Raw genomic sequence first — 21,098 nt, 5'->3', positions numbered from 1 at the left:
ATCCACGGCGACGATCGGCACGGTCGGCCTGATGCGCCGGCCATGGTGGGCAGGCTGACGGGGAGATCGTCGCCGTCTGCGCCTCTTCTTGCTCCCGGACAGTCCCGTCCCCGGACCGCCCTGCCGCACGTGACGGACAGCGCGGCAGCCCCTCACCACCCCGCATGCGGGCTCAGCCCCCGCACGCGCGCCACCGCCGCCTCGAGCCCCGACCAAGCCGGCGCACCGGGCGCGTAGCGGGCGCGGGTATAGGCCACGACCTCCGCCACTTGGCCGTCGGTGAGGGTGTCGCGGAAGGCCGGCATCGCGGCGGGCGGCGCCGCGGGATCGGGATGGGGGAAGCGCTCGGCCGCCGCCCGGATGCCGTTGAGGACGGCCTGGATCAGGTTGTCCGGATGGGCGCTGTGCACCGCCGTGACGAGGCCGAGCGGCACCAGCTCGCCGCCGGCCCCGCCCTCGTGGCAGGAGGCGCAGGCGCCCTGGAACAGGGCCGCGGTCCCGGGCGGGAGCGCGGTCGCGACGGCCGCCTCGGGCGCGGGCGCCGGTGCGGCGCCGGTCAGGCTCGCGAGATAGACCGCCATGGCGCGGATGTCGGCATCCGGCAGGGGCGCGAGGGAGGCGACGACATCCGCCATCGGGCCGGCGGCGCTGCCGTGCCGGGGCGAGCGGCCGGTGCGCAGGTAGGCGTAGAGGTCGTCCTCGGTCCAGGGCAGGGGCGAGCGGGACGCTCCCGTCAAGGCCGGCGCCTCCCAGCCATCGGCGAAGCCGCCGGCGAGGCGGGCCTCGCCCCGGCGCTCGGCCCCGAGGGCGTTGCGCGGGCTGTGGCAGGCGCCGCAATGGCCCAAGGACTCGACCAGGTAGGCGCCGCGGTTCCAGTCCGGCCCGCGGGCCGGATCGGCGACGGCCACGGGGCGATGGAAGACGGCGTTCCAGCCCGCCATCAGCGGCCGGAGGCCGAAGGGGAAGCGGAGCTTCGTCTCGGGCGCGGGCGTCGCCACCGGGTCCTGCGCCATCAGGTAGGCGTAGAGCGCCTGGAGGTCGCGCTCCGCGATGGTGGCGAAGCTGGTGTAGGGATGGGCCGGGTAGAGGTGGTGCCCGTCCCGCGACACGCCCTCGCGCATCGCCCGGGCGAAGGCCGGATAGGACCAGGCGCCGATCCCGGCCCCCGCATCCGGCGTGATGTTCGAGGCGTAGACCGTGCCGAACGGCGTCTCGAGCCCGCGCCCGCCCGCGAAGGACCGGCCGTCCGGACCCACGTGGCAGACGAGGCAGGCGCCGGCCGCCGCGACGAGGCGCCCCTGCGCGAGGGCGGCGGCGGAGTAGGCGGCCGGGTCCGGCCGCTCGATCGACGGATAGGTCGGGCGCCAGGGCAGGAGGGTGAGGCTGAGGGCCAGCGCCCCGGCGCCGGCCCCGAACAGCCCGGCGAGGAAGCCGCGGCGCCGGCGCGGCGCGGGATCCGGCCCGGCGATCCGCGGCGGGTTGAGGGCGGCGCGGACGGACTCGGCGGTGAGCGGCAACTCGCGAAAGCGGATGCCGGTGGCGTCGAACAGGGCGTTGGTGATCGCCGCGGCGCTCGGCACCGAGGCGGATTCGCCGGCGCCCAGCGGCGGCTCCTCCGGCCGCGGCACCATCAGGACGTCGATGTCGGGCACCTGCGGGAAGGCGAGGATCGGGTAGCTGCCCCATTCCCGGCTCGTCACCCCGGTGGCGTCGAAGCCGACCGATTCCTTCAGCACCCGGCTCGTCGACTGGATGACGTTGCCGTGGATCTGGTGGCGCACCCCGTCCGGGTTGATCATCAGGCCGGAATCCTGGCCGACCACCACCCGGGTGACCGCGACCTCGCCGGTGACGCGGTTGACCGCCACGTCCGCCACCCAGGCCGCCCACGCCGCCGCCTTGCCGGGGAACGGCCCGTGGACGTAGACCGCGTAGGCGAAGCCGCGCCCGTACAGGATGTCGCCGGAGCCGCCATGGGTGCCGGGCGTCGTGTGCGGCACCCAGGCCGCCCGCTCGGCCACCGCCCGCACGAGGTCGGCGGCGCGGGGATCGGGGAGGTAGCGCAGGCGGTACGCGATCGGGTCGACGCCCGCCGCGATCGCGAGCTCGTCGATGTAGGATTCGTGCGCGAAGGTGTTGGGCAGGGCCGAGACGCCGCGCAGCCAGGCGGCGCGGGCGATCGGCGGCATGTCGTGCACCGTCACCCGGGCATGGCCGAAGGCGTAAGGAGGCACCGCCGTGCGGTCGCCCATCGGGTAGACGACGGGCTCGGCCGCGACCTTGCCGGTCAGGATCAGCGCCAGGGTCGGGGCGCCGTTCGAGGGGTAGCGCGTCTCGAAGTCGTAGGCCGCGGGCCCGCCCTCGGCATCGAGGCCGCCGCGGACATCCATCACCTGCGCCGCCCCCTTCGGCTCCCAGGCATGTTCCTGCTCGCGGGTGAGCTGAACCCGCACCGCGCGGCCCACCGCCCGGGCGAGCAAAGCGGCGTCGGCCGCGACGTCGTCGGCGCAGTTGCGGCCGTAGCAGCCCGCCGCCTCGAAGCGCTCGATCGCGATGGTGTCCTCAGGCATCCCGAGGAGCAGGGCGAGGTCGCTCTGCAGGACGTGCGGGTTCTGGGTGCCCGACCACACCACGAGGCCGCCGTCGCGGAACTCCGCCACGGCGCAGGACGGCCCGATCGAGCCGTGCATCTGGTAGGGCCAGACATAGGTGCGGTCGAGCCGCGCCTCGGCGTGCATCAGCGCCCGGTCGACGTCGCCGCGGTCGAGGAGCCGGCGCGCCGTCGCGGGATTGCCGCGGAGCGCCGCCTCGGGCCGGTTGAGGTCGGGCAGTCCCTGCCAGGGCCGCCAGGTCACGGAGAGGCAGCGGGCCGCCTCGGCGGCGTTCTCCTCGCGCTCGGCGACGACGCCGACGAAGTCGCCCACCGTCACCACCGCGATCAGGCCCGGGACATGGGCGACCGAGGCCTCGTCCACCGCCACCAGCATCCCGCCGAGGGCGGACTCGACGCCGGGAACCGGCGGCCGGACGACGCGGCCATGCACCATGCCGGGCACCCGCACGTCGTGGATGTAGGTCCAGGCGCCGGTGGCCTTGGCGGGAAGGTCGACCCGCGGCACCGGCCGGCCGACGATCGTGTAAGCCGCGACCGGCTTCAGCGCCGCGTCGGGATCGAGGGTCAGCTCGGTCCGCCCGCCCCGCACCAGCTCGCCGTAGGCGAGCGCCAGATCCGGTTCCGTCGCGACCCGGACGATGCCGGCCTCGACCGTCAGCTCGTCGGTGCCGCGGTTGAGCCGGCGCGAGGCCGCCTCGACGAGGTGGCGCCGGGCGGTGGCGGCGGCCTGGCGCAGGGGCACGGCCGCGATCTGGATCGTCTCGCTCGCGATGGTGCCGCCCTGGTCGGGGGCGGTCGCGGTGCTGCCGAGCTCCATCGCGACGTCGCTCAGCGGCACGTCGAGTTCCTCGGCGACGATCTGGGCGAGCGCCGTGCGGATGCCGGTGCCGAGATCGACGTGGCCGTTGAAGGCGGTGACCTGTCCGGCGCCGTCGACCGCGAGGTAGAGCGCGCGCTGCGGGCCGGCCGCCGGGGCGGCGCCCGGCGGGTCGCCGAGGCGGGGCGGGCGGCCCATCGTCTCGCGGTAGACGAGGAGGAGGTCGCCCGCTTCCTGCCAGTGCCGGCGGCGGGCGGCGGGGTCGGGGCGGTGCCCGGTCATGCCTCGGTCGGTCATGCCTTGGTGGGTCATGCCTGGCTCGATCCTGCCTCGTCCGATCCTGCCTTCTCTCGGTCGGCCCTGCCGGCGCGCAGCCGCGCCGCGGCGCCGCGCACGGCGCGCAGGATCTCGATATGGGTGCCGCAGCGGCACAGGTTGGCCTGGAGGCCGGCGCGGATCTCGGCCTCGCTCGGGTCCGGATTGGCGGCGAGCAGCGCCACCGTGGTCATGATCATGCCGTTGAGGCAGTAGCCGCACTGCGCCGCATTCTCGGCCACGAAGGCCTCCTGGACCGGATGCAGCCGCCCGCCCTCGGCAAGGCCTTCGAGGGTCACGATCCGGCGCCCGAGCGCGGCCCGCACCGGGATCGCGCAGGAGCGCAGGGCCCGGCCGTCGACCAGCACCGTGCAGCTGCCGCACTGGCCGAGGCCGCAGCCGTATTTCGGGCCGTTCAACGCCAGGTCGTTGCGCAGCACGTAGAGGAGGCGGGTGCCGGGCGCCACCTCGACCGTCACGGTCCGGCCGTTGACGTGAAGCCCGTGCCGGACCGGCGTCAGGCGCGTGTCGGTGGCGACCGGTCGCCGATCCTCCTGCATGCGCGTGATGTCCTGCCCCCGGATCCCGGCCGTCTCGCCGGCTGCCTCGTTCTCACAGATTTCGGCCGTGATCGGAACCCGCCCGCGGATAGTCCGGGGGCTTGCAAGAGCTTGGCCAAGCGGGGTCAGAGGAGCGGCTTTGAGCCGACGGGCCGCCGAAAGCAGGGTGACGGGTGCGAGTGGCCACCGATCGCTTAGCTAACTTGACTAACTATGCGCGTCATGAGATTTTGATTTGATGTGGGGATACCAGGATGAAGCAGGTCACCATCCACGCAGCTAAGACTCACCTCTCCAAGCTCATCGAGGCTGCGCTCGCGGGCGAAGAGGTCGTGATCGCCAAAGGGCACAAGCCAGTCGTCCGTCTGGTTCCGATTGCGCGGCAGCCGTTCAAGATCGGTCTGCTCAAGGACGAATTGGGTCGTGGCCCGGACTTCTTCGAGCCTCTGCCGGACGACGAGCTTGGCTTTTGGGAAGGGGGCCAGTGACGTCGGTCCTGCTCGATACGCATGCATGGGCGTGGACCCTGACCGGGGACGACCGCCTGTCGAGCAGAGCCGCCGCGGCGATCGAGGCGGCAGATCAGGTGTTCGTCAGTGCCATCAGCTTCTTCGAGATCGCACAGACGGTCCGGCTCGGGAAATGGCCGGAGATTGAGCCCTATGTCACGCGTCTGGTCGTGCTCCTGAGCGAACAGGGCGGTGTGGCCATCGCGCTCGATCCGGAGATCTGCGCCGCGGCAGCTGCGATGGCATGGACCCACCGCGACCCGTTCGATCGGCTGCTCGCCGCGACGGCACAGCATCATCGTCTCCCGCTCATCTCGGCCGACTTGGCTTTCGACGGCATCGTCGCCCGCGTGTGGTGACGCGTCTGCGTCCCGTCGAGGGTGCGCCGCCCTGCGACGCCGCGGGCCCGACGGCCGCCGACGCGGCCAGGCCCCTCGGGCCCCGGGCGCCTGTCGCTCCTTGCGGACCGGTCCGCCTCCGCTAGCTCCCCGATCGTCGTCGGGGGAAAATCATGCAGCAGCGCTGGCCGGACCGGATCTGGATCGTGCGGCACGGCGAGAGCGCCGGCAACGTCGCCCGAGACGCCGCCCAGGCGGCCGGGCACACCCATATCGACATCGCCGAGCGCGACGTCGACGTGCCCCTGAGCCCGCTGGGCGAGCGCCAGGCGGCGGCGGTCGGGCGCTGGTTTGCCGAGATGCCGGCCTCCGCACGGCCCGACGTGGTGCTGGCCTCGCCCTACCGGCGGGCCGAGGCCACGGCCCGGCTGATCCGCGAGGCCGGGGGCGTCGCCGACCCGCTCCTCGACTTCGTGACCGACGAGCGCCTGCGCGAGAAGGAGTTCGGTGTCCTCGACCGGCTCACCCGCGAGGGCATCGTCCAGATTCACCCCGAGCAGGCCGAGTTCCGGCGCCTGCTCGGCAAGTTCTACCACCGGCCGCCGGGCGGCGAGAGCTGGTGCGACGTGATCCTGCGCCTGCGCAGCGCGCTCGACACCGTGTCGCTGCATTACGGCGGGCGGCGCGTGCTGGTGGTCGGGCACCAGGTCGTGGTCCTGTGCCTGCGCTACCTCCTCGAGGGCATGACCGAGGACGAGATTCTCGCCATCGACCGGGAGGGCGACGTCGCCAACTGCTCGGTGACCGAGTACGCCTTCGACCCGCACCAGGGCAGCAGCGGCAAGCTGGTGCTGCAGCGCTACAATGTCGTGGCGCCGCTGACCCAGGCCGGCGCCCCGGTGACGGCCGAGCCCGACGCCACGGGGGCCGCCCGATGACGCGAGAGAGGATCAAGCCGATCACCGCCGCGACCCTGCGCGGCCTGCCCTTGCCGGACCCGTCGGGCGGCAGCAAGGAGGCCCGCGGCAGCGCGCTGGTGATCGCCGGCTCGGTCGAGGTGCCGGGCGCCGCGATCCTGGCCGGCACCGCGGCGCTCCGGGCCGGCGCCGGCAAGCTGCAGATGTCGATCGCCGCCGGCACGGCGCCGCACGCGGCGCTCGCCGTGCCGGAAGCCCTGGTGGTGCGCCTGCCGGAGGGCGAGGGCGGCCATGTCGACCACGGGCAAGCCGCCGAGGTGCTGCTGCCGCGCACCGAGCGGGCCGATGCGGTGCTGGTCGGCGCCGGCATGGCGTCGGGCGAGCCCACGAAGGCGCTGACCGCCGCCCTGCTGGCCGGCCCGGCCAAGGCCCCCTTCGTCCTCGACGCGGCGAGCATCGACGGGCTGTGCGACCAGGCCGGGGTGGTGCGGGCCCGGGCCGGCCAGGTGGTGCTGACCCCGCATGCCGGCGAGATGGCGCGCTTCCTTCACTGCGACCGCGACGCCGTCGAGGCCGATCCCCTCGCGGCGGCGCGCCGGGCCGCCGCGATGCTGCAGGCCGTCGTGGTGATGAAGGGGGCGGAGACCTGGATTGTCGATCCGGCGGGCGAGGTCTGGCACTATGGCGGCGGCGGCGCGGGGCTCGGCACCTCGGGCTCGGGCGACGTGCTCGCCGGCCTCATCGTCGGGCTGCTCGCCCGCGGCACCCGGCCGGCGGAGGCCGCCGCCTGGGGCGTCTTCCTGCACGGCGAGGCGGGGCGGCGCCTCGCCCGGAGCTGCGGCCCGATCGGGTTCCTGGCCCGCGAGCTGCCGGGCGAGGTGCCGGGGCTGATGCGGGACGTCGCCGAAGGGGCGATCTGAGCGGGGCCCGCGCTCAGGCGGCGCGCACGGTCGCGAGGAAGCGTTGCACCTCCGAGGACAGGTGCTCGGACTGGCGCGACAGCTCCGAGGACGAGGCGAGCACCTCGCTCGCCGCCGCGCCGGTCTCCTCGGAGGCCTTCGCCACGCCCGTGATGGTGCGCGTCACCGCGCTCGCCCCGGTCGCCGCCTGGGCGACGTTGCGCACGATCTCCTGCGTCGCGCCGCCCTGCTGCGCGACCGCGTCGGCGATGCTGGCCGCCATGGCGTCGATCTCGCGGATGCGCGCCGTGATCTGCCCGATGGCCGTCACGGCCTCGTCGGTCACGCCCTGGATCTCGCCGATCTGGCCGGCGATCTCCTCGGTGGCCCGTGCGGTCTGGGTGGAGAGGTCCTTCACCTCGGCCGCCACCACCGCGAAGCCGCGGCCGGCCTCGCCGGCGCGCGCCGCCTCGATCGTGGCGTTGAGCGCGAGAAGGTTGGTCTGGCGCGCGATGGTCGAGATCAGCCCGACCATCTCGCCGATCCGGCCCGAGGTCGTCTTCATCACGTGGACGAGGCGGGCGGTCTGATCGGCCTCCGCGACGGCGTGCTGGGCGAGCCCGGCCGAGCCGCGGACCCGCCGGCCGATCTCCTCGACCGAGGCGCCGAGCTCCTCGGCCGCCGCCGCGACGGCATTCACGTTCGCGGCCGCTTCCTCGGCCGCCGCCGCGACCGCGCCCGATTGCGTGGCGGTTCCGGCGGCGGTCGCGGTCATCTGCCCGGCTGTGGCCTGCAGCTCGGTGGCCGCCGAGGAGACCAGGGTGACGATGCCGCCGACCGCCGATTCGAACCCTTCGGCCATCTGGCGCATGCCGGCCCGGCGCTGCTCCTCGGCCGAGGCCCGCGCGAGCCGCGTCTCGTCCTCGAGCTGACGGATCCGGATCAGGGTCTCGCGGGAGGCCTCGAGCGCGGCCGCGATGGCGCCGATCTCGTTGGTGCGGGCGGTGTAGGGCACGGGAGTCGTGACGTCGCCGGCGGCGAGCGCGTGCATGCGCCGGATCAGGCGGCCGATCGGCCGCGTCACCCCGGCGACCACGTAGGCGATGCCCGCGAGGCCGGCCGCCAGGGCGGCGCACGCCAGAAGCCCGGTCAGCCACAGGCCGCGGGCATAGGTGTCGGCGGCGGCACGACGGGCCTGCTCACCCCCGCTCACGTTCAGGGACAGGTCGCGATCGAGGGTCTCCAGCGCCTGATCGAACGTTCGTCGCGAGGTCTGAAAAAGGTCGTTCAGCGCGGCCTGGTTCTTCGTCCGAGCCGCGGCGACGATCTTTGCGCGCATCGCCAGGTACCCGGCCCACTGCTGCTGGAACGCGCTCCAGAGGGCGCGCTCCTCGTCGCTCGAGATCAACGGCTCGTAGCGCACCATGGCCGCCTCGACGTCCTTGAGCCGACGGGTCGAGACCGCGTCGAGCTCGTCGACGGGTTCGATCGCCGTGACGTAGCGCGCATCGGCGAGGCGCAGGCGCGTGATCCGATACTTGACGTCGCCGAGTTCACGCACGCTCGGCATCCAGTTTTCGGAGAGTTCCAGGGCGTTCGCGTTGACGGCCCGCAACCGCAGCATGCCCAGAACCCCCTGCGCCAGGATACCGGCAGTCAGCAGCAAAATGAGTCCGCTCAGGACACGAGACAATTTTGAGTTCATGTCATGCCCCATATAACTACTCTATGATATGTTTACAAAATCAATTTTTGATTAAACGGCTCGCTCGTGGGTGATGTATTTTTGTGCAAGCGTGTAGGCACAACGGCAGGGTGCTTTATTCTCAGAAGCAACGGAAAGTTGCCGCTAGGGTGGCGAGGACGGAAAACCCGTCCGGACTTGCGGGTCGGCGCCGCGGCACCAGACCCACACCGAGCCGCGGCGGCCCGTGCCGCCATGCGGGTCGTCCGGCTGACGCGAACCGGGGCGCCGTCCTGACGTTGAGCAGCCACCGCCGCGCACGGACAGCCCGATGCTCAGAACCGCCCTCACGCTCGCCTTCGCCCTCGGCCTCCCCGTTCTCGCCGAGGCGCAGACCACACGGGTGCCGCCGCCGAGCGACGCCGTCGGCGCCCCGGGTCCCGGTACCGGGACGCCGCCGCCCTCGCGCCCGGCTCGCCCCCTCCCGGGCAACCCGAGCGGGACCTCCGTGCCCGGCACCAATCCGGGCGTCTGGATCGGCGGCAGCCCGACCGCCGGACCGCCCGGGAGCGGCGGCACGGCGGGCGGGCCGGCGGCGGGGAATCGTTGATGGCGGCGTTGCACCCGATGATACATGCTTCATCGCGTGCAACGTCGCCTCGGTGACGATCCGGAGCTTCCACCACCGCCTCACCGAGCCCGTGTTCCGGGGCCGCTGCCCGGAGGGCTTCCCGGCGGACCTGTTCAAGGCCGCCCGCCGCCGGCTCGTCGCACCGGATGCGGCGACCAGCCTGGACGACCTGAAGGTCCCGACATCGAACCGTCTGCACGCCCTCGAGCGGGACCGGGCCGGGCAGCACGCGATCGCCGTCAACGACCAGTTCCGGATCTGCGTCGTCTGGACCGCGTCCGGGCCCGAGCGGGTCGAGTTCACCGACTGTCATTGAGGGCTTGCCATGCCGGACGCCGCCGTGACCCTCGATTTCCTGCGAGAGGCCTTCGACAAGGCCGACACCGTGACGGATCTTCCGCCGGTCCATCCCGGCGAGATCCTGCGCGAGGAGTTCATGGCGCCGCTCGGGCTGACCGCCGGCACGGTGGCGCGCGCCATCCACCTGCCGCGCTCGCGGATCGAGCGCATCGTCCGGCAGGAGATCGGCATCAGCACCGATACCGCCCTGCGCCTGGCCCGCGACTTCCGCACCTCGCACCTGTTCTGGCTCAACCTGCAGACCCGGTTCGAGAGCGACGCCGCTGCCTGATCCGGGATCACCGTCGGGGGCTCCCTCAGCCCTCCAGCCAGTCCCGCAGCAGCGCGCTCGTCGCCTCCGGTCGCTCCAGCGGCGGCAGGTGTCCGCAGGCGGCCAGGACGTGCAGGCGCGAGCCGGCGATGCCCTGATGGATCTCGCGGGCGAGCGCCGGGGGCGTCAGCAGGTCGTCCTCGCCCACCGCCACCAGGGTCGGCACCCGGATCTCCGCCAGGAGCGGCCGGCTGTCGGCCCGATCGAGGATCGCCCGCTGCTGGCGCAGGAAGGCCGCGCCGCCCACCCGCTCGGCCATCGCCTTCACGGCCTCGCCCACCGGCCCGTGCACGTGCGAGGCGTGGACGAGCTTCGGCAGCAGGCGGGTGGTGACGCCGGCGAAGCGGCCGACCTTGAGCTGGTCCATGCCCCGGCGCCGGTCGGCGGCCCGCGCGTCGCTCTCCGGGCCGGCGCCGGTGTCGAACAGGGCGAGGCGCGTCACCCGTTCGGGCGCCTGGCGCAGGATCTCGAAGGCGACGTAGCCGCCCATCGACAGGGCGACGAGGGAGAAGCGCGGCGGCGCGGCCGTGAGCGCGCGCCGCGCCATGGCGGCGATGCTGTCGTCGAGGGTCAGGTCCGCCACGGCTGCGGCCGCCCGGTCGGCGAGCGCGTCGATCGGCGCGCGCCAGAGCACCGCGTCGTTGAGGAGCCCGGGCAGGAACAGCAGCGGGTCGGAATCGGTGACGCTCATCGGGCGGGGTCGGGCTCGGTCTGTCGCGTCGCCGCCGCCGCCCGGATCGAGGGCGGCGGGGCGCATCGTCGTTCAATAGGAGCGCGGCATGCCGAGCACGTGCTCGGCGATGTAGGACAGGATCAGGTTGGTGGAGATCGGCGCCACCTGGTAGAGCCGCGTCTCGCGGAACTTGCGCTCGACGTCGTATTCCTCCGCGAAGCCGAAGCCGCCGAAGGTCTGGATGCAGGCATTGGCCGCCTCGAACGAGGCGTCGGCGGCGAGCATCTTGGCCATGTTGGCCTCCGCCCCCGGATTGGCGCCGGCCTCGTAGAGGCGCAAGCCTTCCTGCACCATCAGCTCGGCCGCCCGCATGTTGGCGTAGGCCTTGGCGATCGGGAACTGGATGCCCTGGTTCTGGCCGATCGGCCGGCCGAACACCTGGCGCTCGCGGGCATAGGCCGACGCCTTGGCGATGAACCACTTGGCGTCGCCGACGCACTCGGCGGCGATCAAGAGCCGCTCGGCGTTCATCCCCGACAGGATGTAGCGGAACCCCTTGCCCTCCTCGCCGACCAGGTTCTCGGCCGGGACCTCCATGTTGTCGAAGAACACCTCGCACGAATTGTGGTTCATCATCGTGCGGATCGGCCGGATGGTCAGGCCGCGGCCGAGCGCCTCTCGCATGTCGACGATGAAGGTCGAGAGGCCGTCGGTCTTCTTGCCCACCTGGTCGCGGGGCGTGGTGCGGGCAAGCAGCAGCATCAGGTCGGAATGCTCGGCCCGGCTGGTCCAGATCTTCTGGCCGTTGACGACGTAGCGGTCGCCCTCGCGCCGCGCGGTGGTGCGGAGCGCCGTGGTGTCGGTGCCGCTCGTCGGCTCGGTGACGCCGAAGGCCTGGAGCCGCAGGCGGCCGGCGGCGATCTCCGGCAGGTAGCGCTCCTTCTGCGCCTTCGTGCCGTGCCGCAGCACCGTGCCCATCGTGTACATCTGGGCGTGGCAGGCGGCCCCGTTGCAGCCGGAGCGCTGCACCTCCTCGAGGATCGCGGCCGCCGCCGAGAGCGGCAGGCCGGAGCCGCCATACTCCTCGGGGATCAGCACCGAGAGGTAGCCGGATTCGGTGAGCGCGTCGACGAACTCGGTCGGGTAGGCGCGCTCGGCGTCGAGGCGGCGCCAGTATTCGTCGGGGAAGCGGGCGCAGAGCTTGGCGACCTCCTCACGGATCTCGGGGTGCCGGAGGGCGTCGGTCTCGGTCATCGGGCGTCTCTCCATCCTGCCCGGCGCGCCGGCCGGGGCTCCGTTCTCGTTGCGGAGAGGCTACACCGATTCCCGTCGCGGATGCCCTCCCGTTCCGGGTCTACCAGCTATCACGAAGGTCGATCGCCCGCGCGACCGGCATCGCGCTCGGCGGCCGGGTCGAGGCGGACGCCTTCGGGGCGTTGATCGACCTCGTGCGCGCCGGCTTCGGCGCCACGATCCTGCCGCTCGCGGCGATCCACGCCGCGGTGGCCCGGAGCGACCTCTGCGTCGCCCCGCTCGTCGCGCCGACGCCGGCGAGGCCTGGTCGCGGGGTCTGGAGCGGCCACGGGATCGACGGGTCAGGCCTTCCGCGGTCGCGCGCCCTCACGGCGCCATCGCGGTGGAGCGCGGGCGGCCGAACAGCCCGGCCTCGACGAAGCGCTCGACCGCGAGCGCCGCGCCGGCCGACCCGAAGTGCCCGCTATCGGCGTACAGGAAGGTGTCGCCCAGGGCATACGGACAGGTGGCGGCATCGCACAGGGCCGGGAAGGGATCGATGACCGTCGTTCCCCCCGGCAGGGCCGCCCGCAGGGCGTCGTTCACGCGCGGGTCGGTGACCGGGCGCCAGCGGCCGGCGACGGACGGCGGGTCGTGGCGCTGCCGGTAGGCCAGGAAGGCGGGATCGAGGGGGAATTCCGGCGACTGGCCGATGACGTGGACGCGGGCCCCGAGGGCCGCGACCTGCGCCACGGTCTCGCGCAGGTCCTGCGGGACGGCGCGGTCGCGCTGCGCCCCCCAGCGGGCCGCCAGCACCACGTCGCGGATCCCGAGCCGGCGGATCAGCGCGAGGGCGTTCTCGTTGAAGGCGTGGCAATGCGGCACGACGTGCGAGGCGAAGCCGAGGGTCGGCCGGCAGCCCGCCGCCGTGTACTGGACGAGGTTGCCGGGCAGGCGGTTGGCGTGCCGGATCAGGCCCGGCACGTAATGCGCCGCGAAGCTGTCGCCCCAGAGCAGGACCAGCCCCGCCTTGCCGGCGGTCCGGGTGCAGGCGGCCTGGTCCCAGGCCTGCCAGGTCTGGTCGGCGAACAGGAAGCAGGTGCGGTGGTTCCAGGTCTCGGTGCCGGGCACCGGCCGGACCCGGAATTCGGGGAAGCGGGCGGGCAGGCCGCCGCTCGCCGCCGCGACCCAGCCGAGGCCCGCCATCGCGAGCGTGGCGGCGAACCCGGCGGCGAAGACCGGCCGCAGGCGCTGCGGCCGGGACGGACTCGGCGCGGGCGCATGCGGTCGCCGGAAGGGACGCTCGACGAAGCGGTAGGAGAGGGCGCCGAGCGCGAGGGTGGCGGCCACGATCGCGGCGGTCTCGGGCGCCGAGACGTCGCGCATCAGGACGATCCGGCTCAGCACGATCAGCGGCCAGTGAACGAGGTAGACCGAGTAGGAGATCAGCCCGACGGCGACGAGGGGCGCGGCCGCCAGCAGGCGCGTGGCCGCGGCGTCACGGCCCGCCTCGGCCCGCGCCTCGCCGAGGCGGATCAGCACGGCGGCGCCGAGGCAGGGGGGCAGGGCGCCGAGCCCCGGGAAGGGCGTCGCCTCGCTGTAGAACAGGACCGGGGCGAGGATTCCGGCGAGACCGGCGAGGCCGAGCGCCTCGCGGGCGGCCGGCGGCAGGGCGCCGAGCCCGGGGCGCGGCGCCATCGCCAGGAGGGTGCCGACCAGGAGCTCCCAGGCCCGCGTCGGCAGGAGGTAGAAATTCGCCGTCGGCGCGGCGCGGCCGGCATAGACGCTGAGGCCCAAGGAAAGGGCGGCGATCACCGCGAAGGGGAGCCAGAGCGGGCGCAGCTGCAGCCGCACGGCCACGAGGAGCGACACCGGCAGGAGGAGGTAGAACTGCTCCTCGACCGAGAGCGACCAGGTGTGCAGCAGCGGGCGGTAGAGCGAGGCGGCGTCGAAATAGCCCGACGAGCGCCAGAAGTAGATGTTCGACCACGAGAGCGAGGCGGCGACCGCGCTGCGGGCGTAATCCTCGAGCTGCGGCGGCAGCAGGATCCAGTAGGCGGCGACCGAGGCGAGGAGGAGCGTCGCGACCAGGGCCGGCAGGATGCGCCGGATGCGCCGGGCGTAGAAGGCCGCGATCGCGATCCCGCCGCCCCGCGCCTCCCGCATCAGCCCGCGGGCGATGACGTAGCCGGAGATGACGAAGAACACGTCGACCCCGACGAAGCCGCCGGGCATCCCGGCCACGCCCGCATGGTAGAGCACCACCGCCAGGACCGCGACGGCGCGCAGGCCGTCGATGTCCGGGCGATAGCCGAAATCCGTCGTCCGGCCCGTCGCGCCAGATTGCATGGGATGCGTCCTCGTTCGCGGGACCGACGGCCTTTCTCTTCGGAAGGACGAGGCTCCGCTCTCGCGTCGCGCCGGTCTCGTCCTTCGTGAACCATCATGGTCGGGCACCCGTCGGTCAGATGGCCGTCCCAGCCTACGAAGGACGCCGTGGGGTGACAGCACAGCCTTTTTCCGTAGGGGGGCGAAACGGGCGGACCTGGCGGACCCATGGGGTTGGATGTGATCTCGTGGACTCGCCTGGATTCCGGATCCTCGGCGAGGCTGCCGGGACCTGGCGAGCGACCACCCACGCTGCGATCTTCCCCGCCGTTTAGAAGTAAACCGCACCTCCCCTCTCCCGTGTGGGAGAGGGGTCGGGGGTGAGGGTGGAGACGACGCCGAATAAAGCTCTGACCGTTCCGCTGCCAGCACCACGCTCAGAGCTTTACACGGAAGCGCGCCACCCTCACCCCTACCCCTCTCCCACACGGGAGAGGGGATCCCGCGACTTTCCCTATCGGGACAAGTCAAGCAGTAAGCCACTACTCATCTCACCCGGAGCGATCCCGGATCGCGACAGCGCCGCTGCCCCGGGCGGAACCGCCGTCACCCGCGGACCTCGTCCGAAAGGTGCATCCGGCCCGTCGCGTGAGGTCCGCCCTCAAAAATCGGCGTGGAGGCGCGTGCCGAAGAAGTTCGCCGGGCCGCGGTCGCGGTTGTAGGCCGGGTTGACCACGAGCTGGTAGTCGAACGAGACCGTCACCGCCTTGGTCAGGCTCATGGCGTAATAGGCCTCGAAGGCGCGCTCGGGGGCGTAGTTGAGGCGACCGTCGCCGATCAGCAGGCCCAGCCCCCCGTTGGCGAAGAAGGCGCGGTGCGCGGGCGAGAGGCCGTTGATCGCGGCGCCGACGCCGACCGTGTCGCTCGGCCGCTCCCAGGCGGTGCCCTTGAGCGAGAAGCCGCCCGAGACCGAGCGGTCGATATCGGTGAAGGACAGGCTCTCGTTGCGGCCGTCGGAGATGCTGGCGCGGGCGAAGAGGCCGAGGTCGGCGGTGAGGGCCTGTTCCAGGTTGACGTAGGCGCCGGTCTTGCGCCGGGGCCGGCGCGTCGCCGCCACCGCATCGTTGATGTCGTCGTAGACGCCGCCCTGCGTCAGGCCGACCACCTGGCGGTAATTGGCGGTGTTGCCGACATTGCTGAACAGGCCGATGCGCAGCTTGCCGGGCTGGTTCAGCCCCGGCAGGACGTGGCGCTCCTCGAACTCGATGTTGGCGCCGGCGCGGTCGAAGAGCCGCGGGTCGAGGACGTCGTTCGAGGGCTGCTTGGGCACCTGGGTGTAGGCGGCCCGGATGGCGAATTCCTGCCGGTTGTACTCGACCATCACGCCCTGCGTGAACCCGGGGAGGTTGGCCGGGAAGTCCCAGGCCGAGGAGGCCCAGAGCGACCAGTTCATGAAGTCGACCCGGGGGTCGTGGGCGTAGACGTTGCCGTCGAAGAAGTCGCCGAGCGCGAACTTGCCGGCCACCACCGTGATCCGCTCGACGTCGCGGGTCATCGCGAGCTGGTTGGGGCCGTCCGGCACGTCCTCGGTCGGCCCGCCGAGGCCGAAGGTCTGGCGGATGAAGTAGCGGTTCGAGCGCAGCTTGGGGAACGGCGCGCCGGCCTTCTGGGCCTCGCCGTTGACGAAGCCGGCGACCCCGAGCGTGCGCGACAGGCCGAAGCCTTGGGAGAATTCCGGGTTGTAGAAGAGCTCGGTACTGTCCGTGAGCTTGAAGCCGAGGAAGAGCGTCGCGGTGGTGGTGGCCTGGGCCTGGTGCGGCACCAGGCTGTTCTCGCCGCGATAGGGCGCGCGGAAGCCCGGCACGCCCTGGTTCACGAAGGTGGTCTGGCCGTGGAACGAGTAGCGGCCGGTGTCGCGGCTCCCCGGCGCGTCGTCGGCGACCTCCGCCGGCAGGGTGAGCCCGCCCGGATACCAGGAGAGCCGCGCCATCATCTGGTGCGACGAGAAGGCGGCCTGGGTCGAGACCGGCCCGAGGCCCGGCACGGCGCCGAGGTCGAACCGGCCGGACTTGCCGAGATCGACGTAGCGGTAGTCGAGGCCCAGCGCCAGGTTCGGGGTGATGGCGTATTGCACGCCGGCCCCGAGGGTGAAGCCGAGGAACGACAGGTCGCGCCGCGCGGTCGCCACCGCGCCCGTGGCGAGGTCCGGGTAGGTCGCGAGCACCCGGGCGTTGGCACCGGCGAGCCCGAAGGTGGCGTAGACGAGGTAGTTCTCGAACGAATAGCCGAGGCGGGCTCTCAGCGCCCCGTAGAGGTCGGTCTTGCCCCGGATCAGGCTGAAGGGCGGGTCGACGCCCTCGTAGCCGAAGCCGGTGGCGGTGGAGGGCACCGGGCGCTTGAGGTTGGCGCCGTAGAGGTCGGCCTCGACCCCGTAGAGGTACTGCCCCCTCTGCCAGTTGTAGCCGCCGAACAGGCCACCGACCGCGGTGGTGGCCTCGCGCCCGGCATCCGAGCGCCTCGTCGAGTCGCCGCTCTGGAAGGCCGGGATCGGCCGGCCGCCGATCGTGCTCGGCCCGAAGCGGTAATTGCCGAACGAGGCCCCGGCGCTGCCCTGGACGCCGAGATAGGGTCCCGACCAGTCGATGTAGGGCAGCGCCTCCGGGGCGGCGGGGGCACGCAGGTCGGCCGCCGCCGCCAGGCCCGCGTACAGACCCAAGACCATCCCGGTGACGGCCGCTCCGATCCCCGCTCCGCCCGTCCGCCGCATGCCGCTCCCCCGTCCCGTTCCGGAGGCCAGGTATAGCAATGGCTATATTCCTGACAACCGGCCACGCTTGGCGGAACAAGGGGTCCACGGATTGCGTGACGACAATGTCACAGCGGGGCGGGCGGGGGCGTTTTTCAGGCCCCGAGCAGCCCGCGGGCCGCGAGGTTGCGCATCAGGGCCGCGGCGCCGAAGGTCCAGGGCTCGCAATCCTGGCAGTGGCGCATCCGGTTGACGAGGGCGCCGAGGCCCGGGCTGCGGATCACCACCCGGTCGCCGACCTTGTGGGTGAAGCCCTGGCCGGGCGCGCCCCGGTCCTCGACGGGCGCGAACATCGTGCCGAGGAACAGCACGGCGCCGTCCGGGTACTGGTGGGTGCCCCCCATCATCGCGGCGACGAGGTCGGCCGGGTCGCGGCTGATCTCGGACAGCGCCGAGCTGCCCGACAGCCGGAACCCGTCCTCGCCCACGACCTCCAGGCTCACCACCGTGCGCCGGACGTGGTCGAGGGAGAAGCCGCCGTCGAACAGGCGCAGGAACGGCCCCAGCGCGCAGGAGGCGGCGTTGTCCTTGGCCTTGCCGAGGAGCAGGGCCGAGCGGCCCTCGAAGTCGCGCAGGTTGACGTCGTTGCCGAGCGTCGCCCCGACGATGCGCTGGTCGGAGGCCACCACCAGCGCCACCTCGGGCTCCGGGTTGTTCCACTGCGAGCCCGGATGCAGGCCCGCCTCCTGGCCGCAGCCGACCGAGGAGAGCGGCTGCGCCTTGGTGAAGATCTCGGCGTCCGGGCCGATGCCGACCTCGAGGTACTGGCTCCACGCGCCCTGCGCGACGAGCACGTCCTTGAGCGCCATCGCCTCGGGCGAGCCGGGCTTGAGCCGGCGCAGGTCGTCGCCGACGAGGCGCCCGACCTCGAGGCGGATCGCCGCCGCGGCGTCCGGGTTGCCGCGGGCCCGCTCCTCGATCACCCGCTCCAGCATCGAGACCGCGAAGGTGACCCCGGCGGCCTTCACCGCCTGGAGGTCGACCGGCGCGAGGAGCCAGGGCTTCGACGGGTCGCGGGCATCGGGCGGCGTGTTGGCGAGCACCGCGTCGAGAGGGGCGACGACCTCGCCCGCGGCCCCGCGCAGGGCGGCGGCTGGGTCCTCCGCCTCGCACAGGTCGCGGATCGTCGGGAAGGCGGCGGTGATGTCGACGAGTTCGGCGGCGCCGGAGGCGCCTTCGCGCAGAGCGACGGTGCTCGGGCCGTTCAGCTCCGGCCGCCAGATGCGGCCGGCGAGGGCACCGGCCAGGCCGTCCTCCGGCAGGATCGCGCGGGCATCGAAGGTGTCGAGAATCGGCTGCATGGTGGATCTCCTCCCGAGCCGGCCCCGTTCGGCGGGCGCGCGGCGTCGCCCGAGACCTAAGCCGATCGGCTGCGGTGGGGAAGCGCCGGGAATGACGTCGCGCACGCGCAGGCCGGCGTATCGCCCGACACCAGCCCGACGGGCAACCCGCGCCGCAGGCTGTGATGGGGCGGGGGCTCCGACCGGCTCAGGCCGCGTCCGGGCGGCGGGCTAAGCATCATTCGCCGAAGCGGTCACCGGTTCGGCGGTGAAAATGATGCAAAAACAAGAAGCTAAGCAGAGTTGCGCCATGCAACCCTGCTTAGGGCCTGCCGGAGCGCCTGGTCGGCCGGGACCGGGCGGCCGAGATGGTAGCCCTGCAGGAACGGGCAGCCCAGGCTGCGCAGCGTGGCGAGGTCGTCGGCGGTCTCGACGCCCTCGGCCACCACCTCGAGGCCGAGCGCACGGCCGAGGCCCAGCACCGCCTCGACCAGGCCGCGCTTGTCGTCGGAGGTCGACAGGCCGGTGACGAGGCTGCGGTCGATCTTGACGCGGCCGGCCCGGAGCTGGCGGAGCGAGGCCAGCGACGAGTAGCCGATGCCGAAATCGTCCAGGGCGACACGGATCCCGGCCCGGGACAGGGCGAGGAGCTTGTCCTGCACCGCCTCGATGTCCAGCGCCGTCTCCTCGGTGATCTCGATCTCGAGGAGCGACGGGGCCAAGCCCCGCACCCGCAGGCCGTCGAGCACGATATCGTCGACCGGGACCTGCGCCATCTCCCGCGGCGAGACGTTCATCGCCACCCGGACGTCGCTGCCGGCGGCGCGCAAGACCTCCATCGCGCCACAGACCTGCTCCAGGATGAAGCGCAGGAGCGGCTCGGTCAGGCCGGCCCGGGCGGCGGCGGCAACGATCTCGCCCGGCGGGATCCAGCCATGGACCGGGTGGTTCCAGCGCACCAGGGCCTCGAGTCCGGCGACCCGGCACCCGCCCTCGCCGAAGATCGGCTGGAACCAGACCGCGAGGCCGCCCACGGCGAGCGCGTGGGAGAGCTCGCGCTCGCTGTCGCGCCGCATCTCGAGGCGGCCGCGCAGGCCCTCGTCGAACATCCGGAAGCGGTTCCGCCCGGCGGCCTTGGCGGCGTAGAGCGCCTCGTCGGCGCACGAGAGCATCTGGGTCAGGCTCGGGCCGTGGGCGTGGCACAGGCCGATGCTGGCGCCCAGGCGGCCGGCATCGAAGTTCTCGAACGGCTCGGTCACGGCCCGGATCAGCGCCACCGCCAGGTCCGCGGGCGGCCATACGGCCGGCGGCAGGCCGCCGGCCGGATCGTACAGGATCGCGAACTCGTCGCCGCCCAAGCGGGCCGCCAGCGCCTCCGGCGGCAGGGTGCGGCGCAGGCGCCGCGCCACCTCCACGAGGACCCGGTCGCCGGTGGAATGGCCGTAGACGTCGTTGACCGACTTGAACCCGTCGAGGTCGAGGAGCATCAGGCAGGGCGCCGGCCCGGGCGCCTGGATCCGCTCCTCCGCGGCCTGCGCGAAGCCGGGGCGGTTCAGCAGCCCCGTGAGGGCATCGTGGGTGGCGCGGCGGCGCATCTCGTCGGCGAGCGCGCTCGCCGCGGCATGGGCCTCCTGGCGGGCGCGGGCGAGGGCGGTGGCCTCGTTCTTCAGCCGGCTCGTGCGGCGAAAGCCCCCCTCGGTCGCGATGGCGCTGCGCCCGAGCGTCACGATGTAGAGCATCACCGTGGCGGCGACGCAGACGCGCTCGAACCCGCCGGCCCAGATCAGGCAGCCCGCCACCGTCACGAGCGGCGGGGCGAGGAAACTCGCCGGGACCGCCGCGAAGGCTATGCCGTGGGCCACGGAGCCGGCGGTGATGCCGCAGGTGACGATGAGGTAAAACAGGGCCTGGGGCGAGGTGTAGCCCTCGCACAGGAGCGCCACCAGGGCCCAGACCACCCCCGACAGGAAGGCCGCCAGGGCGGCGAACCGCAGGTGCCGCTCGATGGAGCAGGCGGCGGCCTGCGCCGCGACGGGGGGCGTCGCCTCGCTGAGCGCGAGGCCCGGGCACGGCGCGCGGCAGAGCCAGAACCGCGCGAGGTTGACGACCGCGCACACGGCGAACCAGGCGAGCCCGGCGCCTCCGTGCCCGGCCTGGACCGCGACCACGGCGACGGCGGCGCCCAGCACGGTGTTGATGGGGACGGCCTGCCGGACGCTGCGGCGCACGGCCTCGAGCTGATCGCGACGGATCAACGCGCGAAGATCCGGGCCGGCGCCGTCGGGGCGCATGTCCGCGCCTGGTGCTTGGCTGCCTGATCCCGACATCTCGCCTCGACGACTTGGCTTCTCTGCCCTAGCGGCACCCGGTAAAAAATCTTTGCCTGTGGCCGCGACCGGGCCGGCCGCCCCGCCGAACCTCTCGTGCTGCCACGGAACGCACGCCGAGCCTGGCTGTTGATCCTGTCGCAGAGCGGAGGAGCATCATGCGGATCGTGGCGAAGGCGGCTTTGGTGGCGGTCGTGACGCTGATGGGCGTCGGCGCGGCCGAGGCCAAGGGCTGCATCAAGGGGGCGATCATCGGCGGCATCGCCGGGCACTACCTGGCGGAGCGCGGGGTGGTGGGCGCGGTGGCGGGCTGCCTCGCCGGCCGGGCGCTGGCCAACCGGCGTGCCCAGCGCGACGTCGATTACGGCGCCCGGGTCCGGCCGCGGGACGGCTACGGGCCGCGCGGGGCGTATAACTACTAGGGCCTGTTGTCACTTGAACCTATTGCGGTCGTGAGCGTTTCCGCGCTTTGAGCGAGGAGACGCGATGCTGACGGA

General features: G+C 73.0%; 17 protein-coding genes and 1 pseudogene. 9 read left to right on the top strand and 9 right to left on the bottom strand.

Translation table 11 applies throughout. The features are described from left to right. Nucleotides 1-152: 152 nt before the first annotated feature. Together EU555_RS05185 and EU555_RS05180 are read right to left on the bottom strand one after the other, a co-directional pair. Nucleotides 153-3,713 carry a molybdopterin cofactor-binding domain-containing protein gene (locus EU555_RS05185; protein WP_135413942.1) on the bottom strand — a complete coding sequence of 1,187 codons (3,561 nt, stop codon included), beginning with the start codon at nt 3,711-3,713 and terminating at the stop codon, nt 153-155. Between the two features lie 26 nt (nt 3,714-3,739). Further along, nucleotides 3,740-4,306: a (2Fe-2S)-binding protein gene (locus tag EU555_RS05180; protein WP_135413610.1), complete on the bottom strand. Its 567-nt coding sequence runs from the start codon at nt 4,304-4,306 to the stop codon at nt 3,740-3,742. Nucleotides 4,307-4,560: 254 nt separating this feature from the next. Between EU555_RS05180 and EU555_RS05175 the strand changes: the two genes are divergently transcribed. The 4 genes from EU555_RS05175 (at nt 4,561) to EU555_RS05160 (ending at nt 6,990) form a co-directional block, all read left to right on the top strand. Next, nucleotides 4,561-4,794: a type II toxin-antitoxin system Phd/YefM family antitoxin gene (locus EU555_RS05175; protein WP_135413609.1), complete on the top strand. Its 234-nt coding sequence runs from the start codon at nt 4,561-4,563 to the stop codon at nt 4,792-4,794. Further along, the gene (locus tag EU555_RS05170; RefSeq protein WP_135413608.1) at nt 4,791-5,174 is read left to right on the top strand and encodes a type II toxin-antitoxin system VapC family toxin; all 384 of its coding nucleotides are present in this window, start codon (nt 4,791-4,793) and stop codon (nt 5,172-5,174) included. Before EU555_RS05175 ends, EU555_RS05170 begins: the two co-directional genes overlap by 4 nt. Before the next feature lie 152 nt (nt 5,175-5,326). Beyond that, nucleotides 5,327-6,091 (top strand): histidine phosphatase family protein, encoded by a 765-nt coding sequence (locus EU555_RS05165; protein ID WP_135413607.1) that lies wholly within the window; start codon nt 5,327-5,329, stop codon nt 6,089-6,091. Next, the gene (locus EU555_RS05160; RefSeq protein ID WP_135413606.1) at nt 6,088-6,990 is read left to right on the top strand and encodes an NAD(P)H-hydrate dehydratase; all 903 of its coding nucleotides are present in this window, start codon (nt 6,088-6,090) and stop codon (nt 6,988-6,990) included. Before EU555_RS05165 ends, EU555_RS05160 begins: the two co-directional genes overlap by 4 nt. Nucleotides 6,991-7,003: 13 nt before the next feature. On the opposite strand, the gene EU555_RS05155 is transcribed toward EU555_RS05160, so the two are convergent. Next, the gene (locus EU555_RS05155; RefSeq protein ID WP_245524149.1) at nt 7,004-8,674 is read right to left on the bottom strand and encodes a methyl-accepting chemotaxis protein; all 1,671 of its coding nucleotides are present in this window, start codon (nt 8,672-8,674) and stop codon (nt 7,004-7,006) included. A gap of 310 nt (nt 8,675-8,984) precedes the next feature. Between EU555_RS05155 and EU555_RS05150 the strand changes: the two genes are divergently transcribed. The 3 genes from EU555_RS05150 to EU555_RS05140 are packed head-to-tail and all read left to right on the top strand — an operon-like array spanning nt 8,985 to nt 9,915. Continuing rightward, the gene (locus EU555_RS05150; protein WP_135413604.1) at nt 8,985-9,263 is read left to right on the top strand and encodes a hypothetical protein; all 279 of its coding nucleotides are present in this window, start codon (nt 8,985-8,987) and stop codon (nt 9,261-9,263) included. A 52-nt stretch (nt 9,264-9,315) separates the two neighbouring features. Next, nucleotides 9,316-9,600, top strand: a complete 285-nt coding sequence (locus EU555_RS05145) for a type II toxin-antitoxin system RelE/ParE family toxin (RefSeq protein WP_135413603.1) — start codon at nt 9,316-9,318, stop codon at nt 9,598-9,600. A gap of 9 nt (nt 9,601-9,609) precedes the next feature. After that, nucleotides 9,610-9,915, top strand: coding sequence for a HigA family addiction module antitoxin (locus EU555_RS05140; RefSeq protein ID WP_135413602.1), 306 nt, complete (start codon nt 9,610-9,612; stop codon nt 9,913-9,915). Nucleotides 9,916-9,940: 25 nt separating this feature from the next. On the opposite strand, the gene EU555_RS05135 is transcribed toward EU555_RS05140, so the two are convergent. Together EU555_RS05135 and EU555_RS05130 are read right to left on the bottom strand one after the other, a co-directional pair. Beyond that, the gene (locus EU555_RS05135) at nt 9,941-10,645 is read right to left on the bottom strand and encodes an alpha/beta fold hydrolase (protein ID WP_135413601.1); all 705 of its coding nucleotides are present in this window, start codon (nt 10,643-10,645) and stop codon (nt 9,941-9,943) included. Nucleotides 10,646-10,717: 72 nt separating this feature from the next. Further along, nucleotides 10,718-11,881 carry an acyl-CoA dehydrogenase family protein gene (locus tag EU555_RS05130; protein ID WP_135413600.1) on the bottom strand — a complete coding sequence of 388 codons (1,164 nt, stop codon included), beginning with the start codon at nt 11,879-11,881 and terminating at the stop codon, nt 10,718-10,720. Here EU555_RS05130 and EU555_RS37590 point away from each other — a divergent pair. Continuing rightward, a pseudogene (locus EU555_RS37590) lies at nt 11,803-12,174 on the top strand (hypothetical protein); the annotation flags it as partial. The gene EU555_RS05130 and the pseudogene EU555_RS37590 overlap by 79 nt on opposite strands. 73 nt (nt 12,175-12,247) lie before the next feature. On the opposite strand, the gene EU555_RS36840 reads toward EU555_RS37590, so the two are convergent. From EU555_RS36840 to EU555_RS05105, 4 genes are all read right to left on the bottom strand, one after another. Then, nucleotides 12,248-14,209, bottom strand: a complete 1,962-nt coding sequence (locus EU555_RS36840) for an acyltransferase family protein (protein WP_135413599.1) — start codon at nt 14,207-14,209, stop codon at nt 12,248-12,250. Between the two features lie 640 nt (nt 14,210-14,849). Then, nucleotides 14,850-16,955 carry a carbohydrate porin gene (locus EU555_RS05115; protein WP_135413598.1) on the bottom strand — a complete coding sequence of 702 codons (2,106 nt, stop codon included), beginning with the start codon at nt 16,953-16,955 and terminating at the stop codon, nt 14,850-14,852. A 134-nt stretch (nt 16,956-17,089) separates the two neighbouring features. Further along, nucleotides 17,090-18,295: a fumarylacetoacetate hydrolase family protein gene (locus EU555_RS05110; protein WP_135413597.1), complete on the bottom strand. Its 1,206-nt coding sequence runs from the start codon at nt 18,293-18,295 to the stop codon at nt 17,090-17,092. A gap of 272 nt (nt 18,296-18,567) precedes the next feature. Continuing rightward, a complete protein-coding gene (locus EU555_RS05105; RefSeq protein WP_135413596.1) occupies nt 18,568-20,565 on the bottom strand; it encodes a putative bifunctional diguanylate cyclase/phosphodiesterase in 1,998 nt (665 codons plus the stop codon). Nucleotides 20,566-20,759: 194 nt separating this feature from the next. Here EU555_RS05105 and EU555_RS05100 point away from each other — a divergent pair, with 194 nt between their 5' ends. Continuing rightward, nucleotides 20,760-21,023, top strand: a complete 264-nt coding sequence (locus tag EU555_RS05100; RefSeq protein ID WP_135413595.1) for a hypothetical protein — start codon at nt 20,760-20,762, stop codon at nt 21,021-21,023. Nucleotides 21,024-21,098: the final 75 nt, after the last annotated feature.

This window comes from Methylobacterium nonmethylotrophicum, assembly GCF_004745635.1.
Classification (GTDB): Bacteria; Pseudomonadota; Alphaproteobacteria; order Rhizobiales; family Beijerinckiaceae; genus Methylobacterium; species Methylobacterium nonmethylotrophicum.
The sequence above is the reverse complement of the archived record's forward strand: the minus strand, read 5'-3'. Positions and strand labels throughout refer to the sequence as shown.